General features: G+C 48.1%; 15 protein-coding genes. 14 read left to right on the forward strand and 1 reads right to left on the reverse strand.

What is annotated here, in order from left to right; translation table 11 throughout:
* The first annotated feature begins 20 nt into the window (after nucleotides 1-20).
* Nucleotides 21-1,052, forward strand: coding sequence for a SepM family pheromone-processing serine protease (locus G9G57_RS24075; protein ID WP_017427903.1), 1,032 nt, complete (start codon nucleotides 21-23; stop codon nucleotides 1,050-1,052).
* Here G9G57_RS24075 and G9G57_RS24080 read toward each other — a convergent pair.
* Entirely contained in the window at nucleotides 1,042-2,277 is a 1,236-nt protein-coding gene (locus tag G9G57_RS24080; protein WP_017427904.1) for a nucleotidyltransferase, read from the reverse strand. The genes G9G57_RS24075 and G9G57_RS24080 overlap by 11 nt on opposite strands.
* A gap of 354 nt (nucleotides 2,278-2,631) precedes the next feature.
* Here G9G57_RS24080 and G9G57_RS24085 point away from each other — a divergent pair, with 354 nt between their 5' ends.
* The 13 genes from G9G57_RS24085 (at nucleotide 2,632) to trhA (ending at nucleotide 16,388) form a co-directional block, all read left to right on the forward strand.
* A complete protein-coding gene (locus G9G57_RS24085; protein ID WP_017427905.1) occupies nucleotides 2,632-3,153 on the forward strand; it encodes a YceD family protein in 522 nt (173 codons plus the stop codon).
* A gap of 190 nt (nucleotides 3,154-3,343) precedes the next feature.
* Nucleotides 3,344-3,517 (forward strand): 50S ribosomal protein L32, encoded by a 174-nt coding sequence (gene rpmF, locus G9G57_RS24090; protein ID WP_013370634.1) that lies wholly within the window; start codon nucleotides 3,344-3,346, stop codon nucleotides 3,515-3,517.
* Between the two features lie 276 nt (nucleotides 3,518-3,793).
* Nucleotides 3,794-4,390: a transcription factor FapR gene (gene fapR / locus G9G57_RS24095; RefSeq protein ID WP_014599659.1), complete on the forward strand. Its 597-nt coding sequence runs from the start codon at nucleotides 3,794-3,796 to the stop codon at nucleotides 4,388-4,390.
* On the forward strand, nucleotides 4,374-5,366 hold the full coding sequence (gene plsX, locus G9G57_RS24100) for a phosphate acyltransferase PlsX (RefSeq protein ID WP_017427906.1): 993 nt from the start codon (nucleotides 4,374-4,376) through the stop codon (nucleotides 5,364-5,366). Before fapR ends, plsX begins: the two co-directional genes overlap by 17 nt.
* An 8-nt stretch (nucleotides 5,367-5,374) precedes the next feature.
* On the forward strand, nucleotides 5,375-6,364 hold the full coding sequence (locus G9G57_RS24105; protein WP_017427907.1) for a beta-ketoacyl-ACP synthase III: 990 nt from the start codon (nucleotides 5,375-5,377) through the stop codon (nucleotides 6,362-6,364).
* A gap of 81 nt (nucleotides 6,365-6,445) precedes the next feature.
* Entirely contained in the window at nucleotides 6,446-7,387 is a 942-nt protein-coding gene (gene fabD, locus G9G57_RS24110) for an ACP S-malonyltransferase (RefSeq protein WP_107734257.1), read from the forward strand.
* 51 nt (nucleotides 7,388-7,438) lie between these two features.
* Nucleotides 7,439-8,188, forward strand: a complete 750-nt coding sequence (gene fabG / locus G9G57_RS24115; RefSeq protein ID WP_017427908.1) for a 3-oxoacyl-[acyl-carrier-protein] reductase — start codon at nucleotides 7,439-7,441, stop codon at nucleotides 8,186-8,188.
* A gap of 109 nt (nucleotides 8,189-8,297) precedes the next feature.
* Nucleotides 8,298-8,531 (forward strand): acyl carrier protein, encoded by a 234-nt coding sequence (locus tag G9G57_RS24120; RefSeq protein ID WP_007429985.1) that lies wholly within the window; start codon nucleotides 8,298-8,300, stop codon nucleotides 8,529-8,531.
* Nucleotides 8,532-8,758: 227 nt separating this feature from the next.
* Complete coding sequence (fabF, locus tag G9G57_RS24125; RefSeq protein ID WP_016819273.1) at nucleotides 8,759-9,997, forward strand: beta-ketoacyl-ACP synthase II; 1,239 nt, start codon at nucleotides 8,759-8,761, stop codon at nucleotides 9,995-9,997.
* A 12-nt stretch (nucleotides 9,998-10,009) separates the two neighbouring features.
* On the forward strand, nucleotides 10,010-10,708 hold the full coding sequence (gene rnc / locus G9G57_RS24130) for a ribonuclease III (protein WP_013309856.1): 699 nt from the start codon (nucleotides 10,010-10,012) through the stop codon (nucleotides 10,706-10,708).
* A gap of 256 nt (nucleotides 10,709-10,964) precedes the next feature.
* Complete coding sequence (smc, locus tag G9G57_RS24135; RefSeq protein ID WP_103042380.1) at nucleotides 10,965-14,534, forward strand: chromosome segregation protein SMC; 3,570 nt, start codon at nucleotides 10,965-10,967, stop codon at nucleotides 14,532-14,534.
* Between the two features lie 38 nt (nucleotides 14,535-14,572).
* Nucleotides 14,573-15,589 carry a signal recognition particle-docking protein FtsY gene (ftsY, locus tag G9G57_RS24140; RefSeq protein WP_039277112.1) on the forward strand — a complete coding sequence of 339 codons (1,017 nt, stop codon included), beginning with the start codon at nucleotides 14,573-14,575 and terminating at the stop codon, nucleotides 15,587-15,589.
* A 148-nt stretch (nucleotides 15,590-15,737) separates the two neighbouring features.
* Entirely contained in the window at nucleotides 15,738-16,388 is a 651-nt protein-coding gene (gene trhA, locus G9G57_RS24145; protein ID WP_016819276.1) for a PAQR family membrane homeostasis protein TrhA, read from the forward strand.
* Nucleotides 16,389-16,442: the final 54 nt, after the last annotated feature.

Raw genomic sequence — 16,442 nt, forward strand, 5'->3', positions numbered from 1 at the left:
GGCTGCAAGGGGGAGAAGCAATGATGCGAATTAACCGGAAAAGAGCCTTTTTTACAACCGGTTATGTCTTAATGCTGGCTGCAATGGTCTATGTGCTGGTTTATATGCCAACCCCTTATCTGATCTATGGACCAGGTGGGGCAAACGAGATCAAACCGATGGTTAAAGTACAGGAAGGTGATAGCAACGAACGGGGGAGCTTTATGATGACGACGGTATCGGCGCGATATGCCAATGTCATCATGCTAGCTATGTCCAAACTGGACAGCAACTCGGAGATTCAGCGCAAAGAGGATCGTCTGCATGGCAGAAGTGAAGATGAATATGCAGCAGAGCAGGTATGGTATATGGGGGATTCCCAATCTTCCGCGATGGAGGCTGCCTATACCCGTGCCCATGTTTCCTATCGCATTGTGCCGGATTATGTGTATGTATTTAAGGTTCCGGGACCGAACAGCGTGTTTGAGCCCGGAGATGAAATATTAGAGTTAAACGGTACGAGGGTAACTGATAATCATTCCATTCGGAAGGCATTGAAGGATGAGAAACCCGGAACGCTGGCTAAAGTGAAGCTAAAGCGCGATGGAAAGTTGCTGGCAGTGCAAGCTCCATTAACAACCATCACGGACAGTGAGACGAGAAAACAACGTTCCGGGTTTGGTGTCAGTATTGCTACAGTACAGAAGGTAGAGCCGAAGGATGGACGTAAAACGATTCATTTTACATCCACGGATGTCGGCGGACCTTCGGCAGGTTTGATGTTTACTATGGAAATCTATAACCAGTTGACGCCAGGTGACTTAAGTAAGGGATATCGTGTAGCCGGTACGGGTACTATTGATAAGGACGGTCAGGTTGGAGCGATTGGTGGCGCCAAGTATAAAATCGTCGCTGCTGACCGTCAGGGTGCGGAATTGTTTTTCGTCCCGGCGGATAATTATAAAGAGGCCAAAGCCAAAGCAGAGCAAATCGGAACCCAGATGAAGCTTGTCCCGGTTCGCAAGCTTGGCGATGCGCTGAATTATATGGAAAAGCTTCCTATTAAACCATAAGGGGCGGTCGTAAGTAATCAGCATACATGTCACGTATGGCGGGACGCGGCATCCCGGCTGCATGTATGGCGGCTGCGGCAGTATCCCAGTCCAGATGGGCATGTGATCCGGCAGACGGCTTGACCCATACTGGCAGGGTGGCGGTGTCTTTCATTCGCGCCAGCAGCTCGCGTCCAGCCCTATTAAAGCCGAGCACGCGGATATAGCCGGGACCTTTCGCCAGCTCAGTGGGAGTCATATCAGCTTTGGCATGATTCAGTAAAATATGTGTACACATCCGCTGAAGCTTTGTACGAGTATAGCGCTTTGTCTTGACAGCGGCAAACAGGGCCTCCATAGAGGGATGAGGCAGCGTGTACAGTGATTGCTGTAGGCGATGCTCCAGCCCTTCGGTGACCTCGTGCAGCTCCGCCAGCTGCTGCGGGCTACGCGTGATCAGGGCGTTCAGCAACGGCTGGCAGAACGCTTCCCAATGCAGCGGGGCACGTTCTTCTTGCCACTCGCGCTGCAAAATCTCCAGGGTCGCCGCAGGTACGTACGGCGACGCGGCCTCCGGCCCGCCGTCCAGCAGCAGACGGCGGATGGCCGTGGCGCTGGCGATGACTCCGTCCGCAGGCGCCACCGTCTCATGGTATCCCGATCCCGTGCGGGCCACCGTAAAGGGCTTGATTGTGCTGCCCAGCCGTTCCAGCGCAATCAAGTAATGCAGCCCGAGCGTATTGTTGGGCTGCTGCATGAGAGCGGCGAGCGCAGCACCGTCCGCTCCTTCGGCCGCCAGCGCGGCTGCGGCTCCTGCGTAGGCGGCAGGATAACTTGCGCCCTTGCTCAGGCGCTGGGCGATGCCGGCCTTGAGTTCGGCCGGCTCTGCCGCCAGCACGCGGGCCAGCGTGTGCAGCGGGGCGATATCTCCGCTCTCGCTGCCGAAGCAGAGCGCGTCGACGATGCCCGTCGCGCAGAGCAGGGTCACCGCGCCGCGGGCAAACCATTCTGCGGGCTGGACAGCATAGGCCACAGGCAGCTCCAGAACCAGATCTACCCCCATAGCAAGTGCCATTTCGGTGCGTGACCATTTGTCTGTAATCGCGGGTTCGCCTCGTTGAAGGAAGGGACCGCTCATCACAGCCACCGTTCGCTGTGCACCAGTGATACGAAGAGACTCCTTCCAGTGATGGACATGTCCGTTATGTAGGGGATTATACTCTACAATGATACCGAGTGTTTTCAAGACTGTATGTCGGCTCCTTTCTTGAAGTAGCTTATTTGATAACTATTTTGAATGAGTGGTTTACTACTAGCGAATGCATGTTTTCAGGGCAGCTATCTGATATTTCATCATGCACTTGAACAAGACCATTGAGACCTGGAGCAAAAAGCTTTATACTCGCATTATTGTACACGAAGAGTGGCGGGGGTACGAATACTCACAGGTACATGATAAATACAACACATTTTTGCATCCGCATAGATCTTGCCGAACCATTGGAAAATCGATGGATTTGTAAGTGGTGTAAAGTGAAAGGTGTTGACAAACGACTCGATCAGTCGGTATAATAATTTTTGTTTGTTTGGAGTGATAGTGATGCAACTATTTTTTCGCAAAGTAGCAACAAGTGACGGTCCCTTTCCTATCCGTGAATCTCTTAATGTGAGTGAATTGGTGGATGATCGTGCTGATGTTACAGCCGTTTCCCCGCTGGAGACCGACTTGGTCGCCGTTAGTCTGGGTCAAGGCTCGATGAGTGTGGAAGGCACGTTGACCGCAGGTCTGGACATGCTTTGCTCCCGCTGTTTGAGCCCGATGCACGAGGATTTGAATATTGAATTTCGTGAACGGTTTAAGCAAACCTCATCTTCAAATGTTGAAGAGGAGGATGAAGATGGCGATTTTATCGCAGTGACGGAGGATTCCTTCGACATTGCACCGTATTGTGAAGAACTGTTTGTACTGCATGTGCCGTTTGCGCCTATATGCAGTGAGGATTGTCAGGGGATCGCGCCAGCGGCCGGACAAGACTGGAGCCTTGGCTCCGACGACAGTAACGATAGTGATACGGAAAAGATTGATCCGCGTCTGGCAGGGCTTAAGGATTTTTTTAAATGAGAATTGAGTTCAATTCTGAAAAAAATCATCATCCGCTTGTGCCGGGAAGTTATTGAACCGATACGTGGATGTTGCAGGCTTGATTCACCGGCTGTAAGATCATTGTCTTTTGGCATTTTCTTTCGGTCTTGAATGAGATAAGAAGTCATACCCGTCATGCGGGGTTGATCTGTTTAAGGAGGTGGGAATAATGGCAGTACCTCAACGGAGAACATCCAAAACTCGTCGCGACAAACGTCGTACTCACTTTAAACTGGAAGTACCAGGTATGGTGAAATGCTCCGAATGCGGCGAATTGAAACTTGCTCACCATGTGTGCAAAGTTTGCGGAACGTACAAAGCTAGAGAGATCATCTCTCAATAATGTCCGATAAGCGGATTCTTTGGAATATTCGCAGAGAAAGTAGCGCTTCACTACAGTGAGGCGCTACTTTTTTTATCAGCATGCTTTCTTTTTGCGTCAGCATGCTATATACTGTTTTAGTACCAGGTTCTAAGAAAGAAGGGCCTAAGGGGTTCCTTTATACATACAAGAAGACAAACCGGCTTGAAGTTTAGCCGTTAGAACGTGAAGTAACCTGAACTGTCGGCTGAACGGCAGTTTACTGTAGGGAAAGGAGGCGTCACTGATATCGAACGTTTGCCGAAGAGACAGAGACAGCAACGGCTGACTCAATTAATTGACGATAATCCGTTCGTGACGGATCAGGAATTGACAAGACAGCTGAAGGTAAGCATTCAGACCATTCGGCTGGACCGGATGGAACTGGGAATCCCAGAATTACGGGAGCGGCTAAAGCTGATGGCTGAGCGCTCCTACGATCAGGTTCGTTCCTTGCCTTTACATGAAGTAATTGGGGACATCGTTGATCTCCAGTTGGATCGAAGTGGTATTTCGATTTTTGAAATCAAAGAGGAACATACTTTTTCACGTACAGGCATTGCGCGAGGACATTATGTGTTTGCACAGGCCAATTCATTGGCCGTTGCCGTAATTAACGATGAGATAGCATTGACCGCTTCAGCGGATATTCGCTTTGTTCGTCCGGTTCATTTGGGTGAAAAATGTATTGCCAAGGCATATGTACGCTCAAATCCAGAACAAAAAGGGAAGGCCAAAGTGGAAGTGTTTGCTTACGTAGGAGAAGAAATGGTATTCCAAGGCAACTTTGTCATTTATCGCTCCACGGAGGAAGAGTATAGCGAAGGAGGAAGTCAGCATGCGGATCGCCATTGATGCCATGGGAGGAGATAATGCTCCTGAGGCGACAGTAGAGGGCGCGTTATCTGCGGCGGCGGAATGGAAGGATACAGACATTACGCTGGTTGGTGACCGGGAACGGATTGAAGCGGTTTTGAACGGGAGGGCGCTGCCGACGAACCTCACCATTCGCCATACGTCCGAAACGATAGATGCGCAGGACGAACCTGTAAAGGCAGTGCGGCGTAAAAAGGATGCCTCCATGGTCGTAGCGGGTCGAATGGTTAGAGAAGGCGAAGCGGATGCCATGATTTCCGCAGGTAATACAGGCGCTCTAATGACTACAGGATTACTAGTGGTTGGAAGAATGGAGGGCATTGAGCGTCCGGCTCTCGCGCCGATGATACCGACGATTGATGATCAAGGTATTCTGGCGCTGGACTTGGGGGCCAATATGGATGCTAAGCCTGAACATCTTGCCCAGTACGCACTGATGGGGAGCTTGTACCGTCAGAAAGTTCACGGAGTGGCTTCTCCAAGGGTAGGTCTGCTGAATGTTGGGACTGAAGCAGGAAAAGGCAATGAACTAACAAAGTTGGCGTATCCTCTTATCGAGCAGTTACCTGTCAATTTTGTGGGGAATGTTGAATCCAGAGATGTGTTAACCGGAAATTGTGATGTACTGGTGTGCGACGGATTCGCCGGAAACATTATGCTAAAATCGCTAGAGGGAACAGCCGGAGCGATATTTTCTCTCCTTAAAGAGCAGTTCACCAAATCCTTAAAGACCAAGCTTGCGGCAGCCTTGATTATGCCTGAACTTCGGGGGCTGAAAGGGAAACTCGATTATAAAGAGCACGGCGGGGCTCCTTTGTTGGGGTTGAGCGGACTCGTCTTAAAAAGTCACGGTTCGTCTGATGGCATTGCCGTCAAAAATGCGGTAAGGCAGGCTCGTACGGCCTTGCAAAACCGGTTGGTGGAAAGTATATCCAAGGAAATCAGCAGGAAGTGAGTGACGATATGAATAAATTACGGCCGGTTGGTGTTATCGGAACAGGGAAATACGTACCTGAGAAAATTCTGACCAATAAAGATTTGGAAGAAATCGTTGAAACAAGTGATGAGTGGATTGTTAGCCGTACAGGGATTCAGGAGCGCCATATTGCTGCTCCTGAACAGGCTACATCTGATTTGGCTTATGAAGCAGCAGTTAAGGCGTTGGAGTCTGCGGGTATGACGGCACAAGATCTGGACCTGATTATAGTAGCTACGGTTACACCAGATATGGCGTTTCCGTCAACTGCTTGCATTCTTCAGGACAAGTTGGGGGCCAAAGGCGCAGCGGCTTTCGATTTGTCTGCTGCATGCTCGGGTTTTGTGTACGGGCTGGCTACGGCAACGAGCTTCATTAAGACAGGTATTTATAACAATGCGTTAATCATTGGTGCAGACTGCCTTTCCCGGATTACAGATTATACTGACCGCAACACCTGCGTGCTTTTCGGAGATGGAGCAGGAGCTGTAGTGATTGGTGAAGTACCTGAAGGTAGAGGATTCCAATCCTTTGATCTGGGGGCTGAAGGCGCTGGAGGCACCTTGCTCAAGTTGGAAGCTGGGGGCTCACGTTTGCCTGCGAGTGCAGACACACTGGAAAATAAACAGCACTATATTTATATGAATGGACGCGAAGTGTTCAAGTTCGCGGTTCGCGTTATGGGAACAGCAACGGTTGATGTGTTGGAAAAAGCTGGGTTGTCCAAAGATGACATCGATCTGTTCGTTCCGCATCAAGCCAATATCCGAATCATCCAATCAGCAATGCAACGTTTGGATTTGCCAGAGGAAAAGGTAGTTATTAATGTTAATAAATATGCGAATACATCCGCAGCATCCATTCCTCTTGCTCTTGTGGAAGCAGCTGAGGAAGGCCGCATGAAGGAAGGCGACCGTATACTAATGGTGGGCTTTGGTGGCGGTTTGACTTGGGGTGCGTCGGTTCTTATCTGGTAATTAAGTGGAAGATTTGATATAATATTGAATTTGTCTGGTGTTTTACAGAAGAAGCATTGGATACAGAGAGGTGCATGCACGATGGGCAAAACGGCATTTATATTTCCCGGTCAGGGTTCACAAGCTGTAGGTATGGCTAAAGATGCTTATGAAGCAGTTCCGGCTGCAACAGAAGTATTCCGTAAAGCGGACGAACGTTTGGGTTTCGCGCTAAGCACACTGATCTTTGAAGGGCCTGACACAGCCTTGAAGCAAACATCCAATACGCAGCCTGCGCTGTTAACGGCGAGTATTGCGTTGTATGAAGCGTTCAAGGAAAAGGGCATCCGCCCTGATTATGTGGCTGGGCACAGTCTAGGAGAGTACAGTGCTCTAGTGGCTTCCGGTGTTCTCACATTTGAGGATGCAGTTGAGACTGTTCGTGCACGTGGTCAGTTTATGGAGCAGGCCATTCCTGATGGACAAGGCGGGATGGCTGCTGTGCTGGGCGCTGATCGTGAAGCATTGGCGGCATTTTGCCGTGATATCACAGAATCTGGTCAACTGGTAGAACTGGCTAACATCAACTGTCCCGGACAAATTGTTGTATCCGGTACAAAGGCGGGCGTAGCTGCCGTCGCTGAGCGTGTGAAAGAAGCAGGCGGCAAGCGTGCTATTACTTTGGAGGTCAGCGGACCTTTTCACTCGTCATTGATGAAGGAAGCGGCAGACAAGCTCTCCGATAAATTGGAGACTGTGAAATTTGCCGAAGCCCAGATTCCGGTTGTGACCAATGTGACAGCAAAACCTGTATGTGAGGGAAGTGAAATTCGCCAACTGTTGGTGGAACAGGTCTATTCCCCGGTACTATGGGAAGACAGCGTAGCATGGCTGCTGGAACAAGGGGTGGACACCTTTGTTGAGTTCGGACCGGGAAGTGTTTTGACCGGACTGGTTAAAAAGATTGACAAAACGGTTAAGCTGTATAACATGAGTAGCCTGGAGTCGTTTGCTTCTATAACAGAAGCCCTAGAAGCCCGTTAAAAGTATTAATGATTACCTTTACGGGTTAAATACTTGCAAGGGAGGATAATGATGTCTAAGCCATTAAGTGGAAAAACAGCGCTGGTTACGGGAGCATCGCGCGGAATTGGCCGTAGTATCGCACTGGCGCTGGCTGAAGCAGGCGCTAATGTTGCAGTAAACTATGCTGGTAGTGAAGCGGCTGCGACTGAGGTAGCAGAGCTGATTCGTGCCAAAGGTGTGGAAGCTATTACAGTTCAGGCTAATGTGGGACGTGCTGAAGAAGCTGATCAGTTGATCAAAGATGTGGTCGGCGCTTGGGGCAAGATTGATATCCTGGTGAATAATGCTGGCATAACAAGAGATAATTTAATCATGCGGATGAAAGAAGAGGAATTCGATCAGGTGATCGAAACGAATCTCAAGGGTGTGTTTAATTGTCTCAAAGCGGCGACACGCCCAATGATGAAGCAGCGTTCCGGCCGAATTATCAATATCTCTTCCGTTGTTGGTGTACTTGGTAACGCAGGACAAGCCAACTATGTTGCTGCTAAAGCGGGAGTGATTGGTCTTACTAAATCCTCTGCTAGAGAGCTTGCCTCAAGAGGAATTACAGTCAACTGCGTGGCTCCTGGATTCATTGATACTGAAATGACGCAGGTGCTGGCTGATGATTTGCGTGACAATATGCTTAGCGGTATTCCGCTGGCCCGTCTTGGACGGCCTGAGGAAATTGCAGATGTGGTGCTATTCTTGGCCTCGGATGCTTCCTCATATATGACGGGCCAGACTTTGCATGTGGATGGCGGCATGTATATGTAGTTCATGTTGCCAATCCGCATGCCCCGATGGAGAGTAGTTAATGAAAACTCTCTTCTATGGCATTTTAATTGTAATTTTCGTATAATACCATAAGGAGGAGGTGAGCCGGATGTCCGATGTATTGGAGCGCGTAAAACGCATTGTCGTTGACCGTTTGGGAGCCGACGAAGCCGAAGTTACACTTGAAGCATCTTTTAAAGATGATTTAGGCGCTGATTCTCTCGATGTAGTTGAATTGGTTATGGAATTGGAAGATGAGTTTGATATGGAAATCTCTGATGAAGATGCAGAGAAAATTACAACTGTAGGTGAAGTTGTGAAGTACATACAATCTCATACCTAATTCATGTCATCAAAAGTCCCGTTCTGTTACAGGCGGGACTTTCTCCTAATTATACAGATTGAACTAAAGACGGAATTGTCGTGTGTTTTTGAATTTGCTTAGCTTCACTTCGTCAACGGCTGAGTATAATGCGGCATTACTAACTTTAGTTGATTCTATATTATTTTTGTACACAAGCGTGTGCGATCTAAAAATACAATTTGCAGTAGACATAGAGGTGATTATCTTTGAAACAACGTGTTGTCATAACAGGAATGGGTGTAATCACTTCGCTGGGACAGGATTTGAACACACTATGGGATAATCTGATGGCTGGTAAATCTGGCATCAGTAAAATCGAAGCTTTCGATACAAGTGAGTACACTACGAAAATAGCCGCTTCCATTAAAGATTTTAATCCAGAGGATTATATCGATCGTAAGGATGCGCGCAAAATGGACCGCTTTGTGCAGTTTGCGGTTGCTGCTAGTAAATTGGCACTTGAGGACAGTAAGCTCGTAATCGGAGAGAATGTGGATGCCGAGCGTGTTGGTGTATCTGTCGGTTCTGGCATTGGCGGATTGGGTACTTGGGAAGATCAGCATAATGCATTGATCGAAAAGGGGCCTAAACGCGTAAGCCCTTTCTTCATCCCGATGATGATTGCTAATATGGGTTCCGGTCAAGTTTCGATTTCACTCGGTGCTAAGGGCCCCAATACATCGCCAGTTACGGCTTGTGCCACAGGTAGTCATGCCATTGGTGATTCCTTCCGCATGATTCAGCGTGGTGACGCTGACGCTATGATTTGCGGCGGTGCCGAAGCGACGATTCGCCCGATTGGTATTGCTGGATTTTGCTCCATGAGAGCGATGTCCACACGTAACGATGAGCCGGAAAAGGCAAGTCGTCCATTTGACACCGAAAGAGACGGGTTTGTTATGGGCGAAGGCTCTGGTGTTCTGATTCTGGAATCGTTGGATCATGCCTTGAAGCGTGGTGCACATATTTACGGCGAAGTGATTGGCTACGGTCTTTCTGGTGATGCCCATCATATGACAGAGCCGGATCCAGAGGGAGCAGCACGCTGCATTAGAATGGCGATCCGTGATGCTGGGTTGAATCCTGAAGATATCGATTATATCAATGCACACGGTACATCTACACCGGTTGGTGACAAGTCGGAAACAGAAGCAGTCAAGAAAACGCTTGGAGAGCATGCCTATAAGGTAGCGATCAGCTCAACCAAGTCGATGACAGGGCATCTACTGGGTGCAGCGGGAGGTGTTGAAGCTGTAATCTGTGGTCTTGCGCTTCAACATCAGACGATTCCGCCAACAATTAATTTGGATAATCAAGACCCGGCTTGTGATCTTGATTATGTGCCTAATGAGCCAAGAAAAGCGGAACTGAATGTGGTTATGTCCAATTCCTTTGGTTTTGGCGGTCACAATGCTACGGTTATTCTAAAAAAATATGAAGCGTAAGGGGTCAGTTCGTTGAGTGGAGACTTGAAGCAATTACAGCAGAAACTTCATATTCAATTCAACAATCGGCAGCTTCTGAAGCAGGCCTTTACGCACGCTTCCTACGTAAACGAACATCGGTTCAGTCAGCATGCAGATAATGAGCGTCTGGAATTTCTGGGTGACGCTGTTCTGGAGCTGACGGTGTCCGAGCAATTGTACAATCAGTACCCTAACCGGCCCGAAGGCGAACTAACCAAGTTGCGTGCAGCTATTGTCTGTGAGCCTTCTTTGGTGAAGTTTGCTGTCGGGCTTGAGTTCGGGCAGTATGTACTGCTTGGAAAAGGTGAAGAGCTGACAGGCGGACGTACTCGTCCTGCTCTGTTGGCTGATGTGTTCGAGGCGTTCGTAGGCGCGCTTTATTTGGATCAGGGTCTGGAAGCCGTCCGGTCGTTTCTAGAACGTTATATTTTTCCTCAAATTGTATTAAACGGTAAGCTTCAGATGAGTGATTTCAAAACAGAGCTTCAGGAACTGACACAGCATCATAACATGGGGATGCTTGAATACAAGATTGTCGAGGAACGCGGACCTGCCCATGAGCGCGAGTTTGTAGCCGAGGTATATATGGACAGTGAACGGCTGGGAGCAGGTACAGGACGCTCTAAAAAAGAAGCTGAGCAGCAAGCGGCGGCAGTTGCTTTAAACCGTTTGAAGCTGGCGGAATCGTAATCGGTACCTGAGCGACCCGAACGGGTGACGCAAGCAGAGGACACAAAGTAAGAGCAAAGGGCAGTCCGCGGGGAGTCCCGGCCCGTAATGGCGAATGGACTGCGTTTTGCTCTTTTTTCGTGGCTTTACTGCTATAACGTGAGCGTCGATACTGTGCTTTTTCCACATTAGTCTTATGCTACAATAGGGATAATTCATATCAATCAGGTCAATGGTGTTGTACAAGCATATTTGAATGTTAGAGGTGAGATTGAGGATGTTTTTAAAGCGCATTGAGCTGGCGGGCTTCAAATCGTTTGCAGATAAAACGGAAATGGAATTTGTCCGCGGCATTACGGCAGTCGTCGGACCCAATGGGAGCGGGAAAAGTAATATTTCCGACGGAATTCGTTGGGTGCTGGGCGAACAGAGTGCCAAATCACTGCGTGGCGGCAAGATGGAGGACATTATCTTTGCAGGTAGTGACGCTCGTAAGGCTGTTAATTACGGTGAAGTATCGCTTACGCTGGATAATGAAGATCAGGCGTTGCCTCTGGATTTTGGTGAAGTGACGGTAACGCGACGTGTGCATCGGAGTGGGGATAGTGAATATTTCATTAATCGTCAATCATGCAGACTTCGAGATATTACAGAGCTGTTTATGGATACAGGGATTGGTAAAGAAGCTTATTCGATTATTGGGCAAGGACGTATTGAAGAAATTCTGAGTACCCGATCTGAGGATCGACGGGGGATTTTTGAGGAAGCCTCGGGTATTGTAAAATATAAATCACGTAAAAAAGATGCGGTTCGCAAGCTGGATGAAACAGAGCAAAATTTGCTGCGTATTCACGATTTGGTCAGTGAACTGGAGGATCAGATTGGACCTCTTAAGGAACAGTCTGAAAAGGCGATTCATTATAAAGAGCTGCGCAGTGAATTAAAATCAAAAGAAATTTCGATGTACGTCCATCAAATTGAACAAATTCACTCTTCATGGAGCGAAGCAACTTCCAAACTAGCTTTGTTGCAACAGGAGCAACTTCAATTGTCTACAGTGGTGTCCCGCCATGATGCAATGTTGGAAAACGACCGCAATGAATTACGGCAACTGGAAGAGCAAGTAGAACGTCTGCAAAAGGATCTGCTGCAATACAGTGAAGCTACGGAAAAAAGTGAAGGCTACGGTGAATTGCTCAAAGAGCGCACACGCAATTTGGAGGCCAATCGGGAACAATTGATCTTATCCCTCAGCACAAGCGAATCACGGCATTCCGAACGCAAAAGCGAACTGGATCAACTAAATGAAAAGCTGTCAACGCTGAATGTAGAGTTGGACGAGTTGCGTGCGCGACTGTCTGACGAAGAAGCCAAACTGATTGGCGTCACAGGTGGAATCAGCCAGGAGCAAGAGGAGAGCCTTAAGGGTGGTCTGCTGGAGCTGATGAATCAGATGGCGCAGGCGCGTAACGAAATTCGTTATACCGACCAACAGAGGGAAGCGTTGGAACGCCGAGTGAATCGCGTGAGTGATGAATCCGGCAAATGGGAAGCCCAGAAAGCTGAGCTTGAACAGCGAAAAAAAGGATTGGAAGCAGCGATTCAGAAGCTGGGACAGGAAATTAGCAGTTTGCGCAGTGGCTATATTCAGGGAAGTGAACAATACCAGGCCCTGCAAAAACTACTGGAAGAAAACCAGGGTACGGTTCGTAAATGGGAACAAAAACGAGAGGCCCAAATTTCACGACGAGATACAATGAAAGAAATGCAGGATGACTTTGACGGCTTCATGCTCGGAGTTAAAGAGGTGTTAAAGGCTTCACGCAAGGGTACTTTGCACGGTGTGCATGGAGCGGTAGCGGAGCTGATTCGAGTACCTGAGCATTTAGAGCAGGCGATGGAAACCGCTTTGGGCGCTTCAGTTCAGCATATTGTGATGAAAAATGAATCGGTATCCAGACAGGCGATCAGTTTTCTAAAGCAACGTCAACTGGGCAGAGCGACATTCTTGCCTATGGATGTTATCCGTCCGCGTCAGATCGGTGCGGGGGAACGCCAGATTGTGGAAAGCGCAGAAGGCTTTGTCGGGATCGGTGCAGATCTTATTCAGTACGATGATCGATATGCCGGAATCGTAGGCAGTCTCTTGGGGAATGTGGTCATTGCTCGTACGTTGGAAGATGCCAATCGCATTGCGGCCCGTTGCCAATATAGATATCGTGTTGTCACGCTGGAAGGCGATGTTGTCAATGCAGGTGGTTCCATGACTGGGGGGAGCCAGTTCAAGAAAAATGCTAATCTGCTAGGCCGTAAACGTCAGCTGGATCAGTTAGATCAAGACATTCTAGATACGGAACAGCAAATTGCAAGATTGCGTCAGAGTGCAATAGATACCAAACGGCAGTTGGAGGAGACACAGACCCGTCTGGACGAACTGCGCCAGGGTGGCGATGTGAAGCGGACCGAAGAGCAGCAGATGGCAATGGAGCTCAAACAACTCGAGCATGAACTTCGTCATGTACTGGAGCAGGTAGCTGCGTCTGGTCAGGAGAAAAAGGGCTTTGACCAGGAAATCAAGGAGCTGGAAGCTTCCCGTGCAGAAGCACTGGTAAAGTTGGCTGCGCTGGAGGAAGAAGAGAAGAAAACGCATCAGGCCATTCACGCTGCCGAATTTGCGCGTAAAGCGAATGAATCAGCCAAAGAGCAGCTGCAGGGAGAGCTTACGAATCTCAAGGTAAGAGAAGGCAAGCTGGACCAAGAGCGTTTTTCATTGGAAGAGCAGATTCGCAGATTGCGTGGGGATTATGATACCCTTGGTAAGGATTCAAGACAAAACAAGACCTTGCTTGCTTCCATTGAAGCGGATTTGCTCACCAATGAGCAGGAGACCGTAAAACAGATTGAAAATCTCAATCAATACCGTTTGAAAAAGGAAGAATCTGCAGAGCAATTGGAGTTCAAACGGGCTGCACGTAGCAGCTTATCCAAAAAACTGGAAGCTGCTGAGAATGATACAAAAGAACAGCGAATTCAGCTTAAGTCGGTGGAGGAACTGCTTCGCCAAACAGAAATTGGAGTAAACCGACTTGATGTGGAACTGGAAAATGTTTTGAAAAAATTAAGTGATGATTATGAACTCAGCTATGAGCTGGCCAAGCAGCGTTACCCTATACCGGAAGATATTGAAGGTACGCAGAGTGAGGTGGAAAGGCTCAAACGCGGGATCTCTGCGCTGGGTGAGGTCAATCTGGGTGCTATTGAGGAATACCAGCGTGTACACGAGCGTTATACGTTTCTGGATGAGCAAAAGTCTGATTTGGTAGAGGCCAAGACAACGCTCTACCAGGTTATTCGTGAAATGGATGATGAAATGTCCAAACGCTTCAAGACCACGTTCGATGCGATTCGTCGTGAATTTGGAACGGTTTTTTCCAAGCTATTCGGAGGCGGACGTGCAGACCTTGTGTTGCTTGATCCAGAACGATTGCTGGAGACGGGTATTGACATTGTAGCTCAGCCTCCAGGCAAAAAACTTCAAAACCTGCAGTTGTTGTCAGGCGGTGAACGGGCTCTAACAGCAATGGCTTTATTATTTGCCATTTTACACGTTAAACCTGTTCCATTCTGTGTACTTGATGAAGTAGAGGCAGCATTAGACGAAGCAAATGTGGTGCGTTTTGCTCAGTATTTACGGGAATTCTCAGAGCAGACACAGTTTATCGTAGTTACACACCGTAAGGGCACCATGGAAGAATCCGATGTGCTGTACGGGGTGACAATGGAAGAAGGCGGGGTTTCTAAACTCGTATCTGTCAAGCTGGACAACGATGAAGCTGAGATTGCCTGACATCAAATAACATACTTTCAGATCAACGGAGGGAATCCATGAGTTTCTTTAGAAAATTGAAGGAAAGCATCGCAAGCAAAACGGAATCGGTCACAAAGCAGTTCAAAGATGGCTTGGAAAAGACACGTAAAGGTTTTGTTGAAAAAGTAACGGACCTGATGATTCGCCGTAAAAAAATTGATGAGGAATTTTATGAGGAACTGGAAGAAATTCTGATCGGAGCGGACGTAGGCGTCAATACGGTTATGAACCTCATTGAAGACTTGCGGGGAGAAGTGAAAAAACGCAAAATCGAGGATGCATCCGAGTTACAGCCTGTACTGTCGGAAAAGCTGTCTGAGTTGCTGCGGGGCAATGACAATAGTCAGCTCAAAATGAATCCAGACGGGATTACAGTCATTCTATTCGTAGGCGTTAATGGAGTCGGCAAAACAACGACCATTGGCAAGTTGGCTCACCGTTTTAAACAAGAGGGCAAAAAAGTATTGTTAGCCGCTGGAGATACGTTCCGAGCGGGGGCGATTGAACAGTTGGAGGTTTGGGGTCAGCGGGCAGGAGTAGAGGTTATTAAACAACAATCTGGTTCTGATCCAGCTGCGGTTATGTTTGATGCCGTACAGGCTGCCAAGCAGCGTCAAGTAGATGTTTTGTTGTGCGATACAGCAGGACGTCTTCAGAATAAAAGCAATCTGATGGAGGAATTGAACAAAATATTCCGCGTTATCCAGCGTGAAATTCCAGACGCACCTCATGAAGTTTTGTTGGTACTTGATGCGACGACTGGACAAAATGCACTTAACCAAGCCAAGCTATTTGGTGAGAAGAGCGGCGTAACCGGTCTGGTACTGACAAAATTGGATGGTACAGCAAAGGGTGGGATTGTTGTGGCCATCCGTCAGGAATTGAATTTGCCTGTTAAGCTGGTAGGCTTAGGTGAAAAAGTGAATGATCTTCAACCGTTTGATTCAGAACAATTCGTTCATGCCTTGTTCGCCGGTTTGATCCAAGAAGAGGCTGTCGAAGCAACTGCTGCTGGCGAGGAAGAGCAGAACTAATCCGTTTGATTAGGCTTGCTTATAAGTACTAAGCAGTGCTCCTGTTGCTGCTTAAGCCCGCCCAACTGTATAATGAAAGCAAAAGGTTTGACGATGCCGGATAAATTCTTGTAAAAAAATATTACTCAGGAAGCCGGGTGAAAAAACGATGGCAAACACCTATACTTATTCCCGACGGGAAGAAGTAGCTAACGCGATTACACATGGTATTGGAGCCGTTTTAAGTGTGGCGGCGCTTGTGCTGCTCATTGTTTTTGCTAGCATGAAAGGAACTGCTTGGCATGTCGTAAGCTTTACAATTTACGGAATTACAATGCTGTTGCTGTATACCAATTCCACGTTGCTTCATAGCCTGCGTGAAGGAAAATTGAAGGATTTGTTCGAAATATTCGATCATTCTTGTATTTACCTGTTCATTGCAGGTAGCTACACCCCTTTTATGCTCGTTGCATTGCGAGGTACTCTGGGATGGACGCTGTTTGGAGTGATTTGGGGGATCGCTTTGTTTGGTGTACTGTTCAAGGCGTTCTTCACCAAACGCTTCCTGTTTATGTCTACTGTGTTTTACATTATAATGGGCTGGCTTATTACCATTGCCTGGAATCCCCTGATGGCCATTGTTCCCGCCGGAGGGATGACGCTATTGTTCGTAGGTGGTCTTATGTATACACTGGGCACGATTTTTTATGTGTGGCGAGCATTTCCATATCACCATGCGATCTGGCATCTGTTTGTTTTAGCAGGCAGCATACTTCATTTTCTGGCTATTCTGCTGTATCTTACTCCGGTAAGAGTGTGAGTGAGAGGGACAAAAAAGTCGATCTGTTTTCCCGTTTAAGGGTAGCGGATCGGC

Source organism: Paenibacillus sp. EKM211P (assembly GCF_011066175.1).
Classification (GTDB): domain Bacteria; phylum Bacillota; class Bacilli; order Paenibacillales; family Paenibacillaceae; genus Paenibacillus; species Paenibacillus polymyxa.

Coding starts and splice junctions, on each gene's coding strand:
- ftsY (WP_039277112.1), top strand. CDS start 14,573: ATGAGTTTCTTTAGAAAATTGAAGGAAAGCATCGCAAGCAAAACGGAA.
- smc (WP_103042380.1), top strand. CDS start 10,965: ATGTTTTTAAAGCGCATTGAGCTGGCGGGCTTCAAATCGTTTGCAGAT.
- rpmF (WP_013370634.1), top strand. CDS start 3,344: ATGGCAGTACCTCAACGGAGAACATCCAAAACTCGTCGCGACAAACGT.
- plsX (WP_017427906.1), top strand. CDS start 4,374: ATGCGGATCGCCATTGATGCCATGGGAGGAGATAATGCTCCTGAGGCG.
- G9G57_RS24075 (WP_017427903.1), top strand. CDS start 21: ATGATGCGAATTAACCGGAAAAGAGCCTTTTTTACAACCGGTTATGTC.
- fabG (WP_017427908.1), top strand. CDS start 7,439: ATGTCTAAGCCATTAAGTGGAAAAACAGCGCTGGTTACGGGAGCATCG.
- G9G57_RS24105 (WP_017427907.1), top strand. CDS start 5,375: ATGAATAAATTACGGCCGGTTGGTGTTATCGGAACAGGGAAATACGTA.
- trhA (WP_016819276.1), top strand. CDS start 15,738: ATGGCAAACACCTATACTTATTCCCGACGGGAAGAAGTAGCTAACGCG.
- fabD (WP_107734257.1), top strand. CDS start 6,446: ATGGGCAAAACGGCATTTATATTTCCCGGTCAGGGTTCACAAGCTGTA.
- G9G57_RS24120 (WP_007429985.1), top strand. CDS start 8,298: ATGTCCGATGTATTGGAGCGCGTAAAACGCATTGTCGTTGACCGTTTG.
- G9G57_RS24085 (WP_017427905.1), top strand. CDS start 2,632: ATGCAACTATTTTTTCGCAAAGTAGCAACAAGTGACGGTCCCTTTCCT.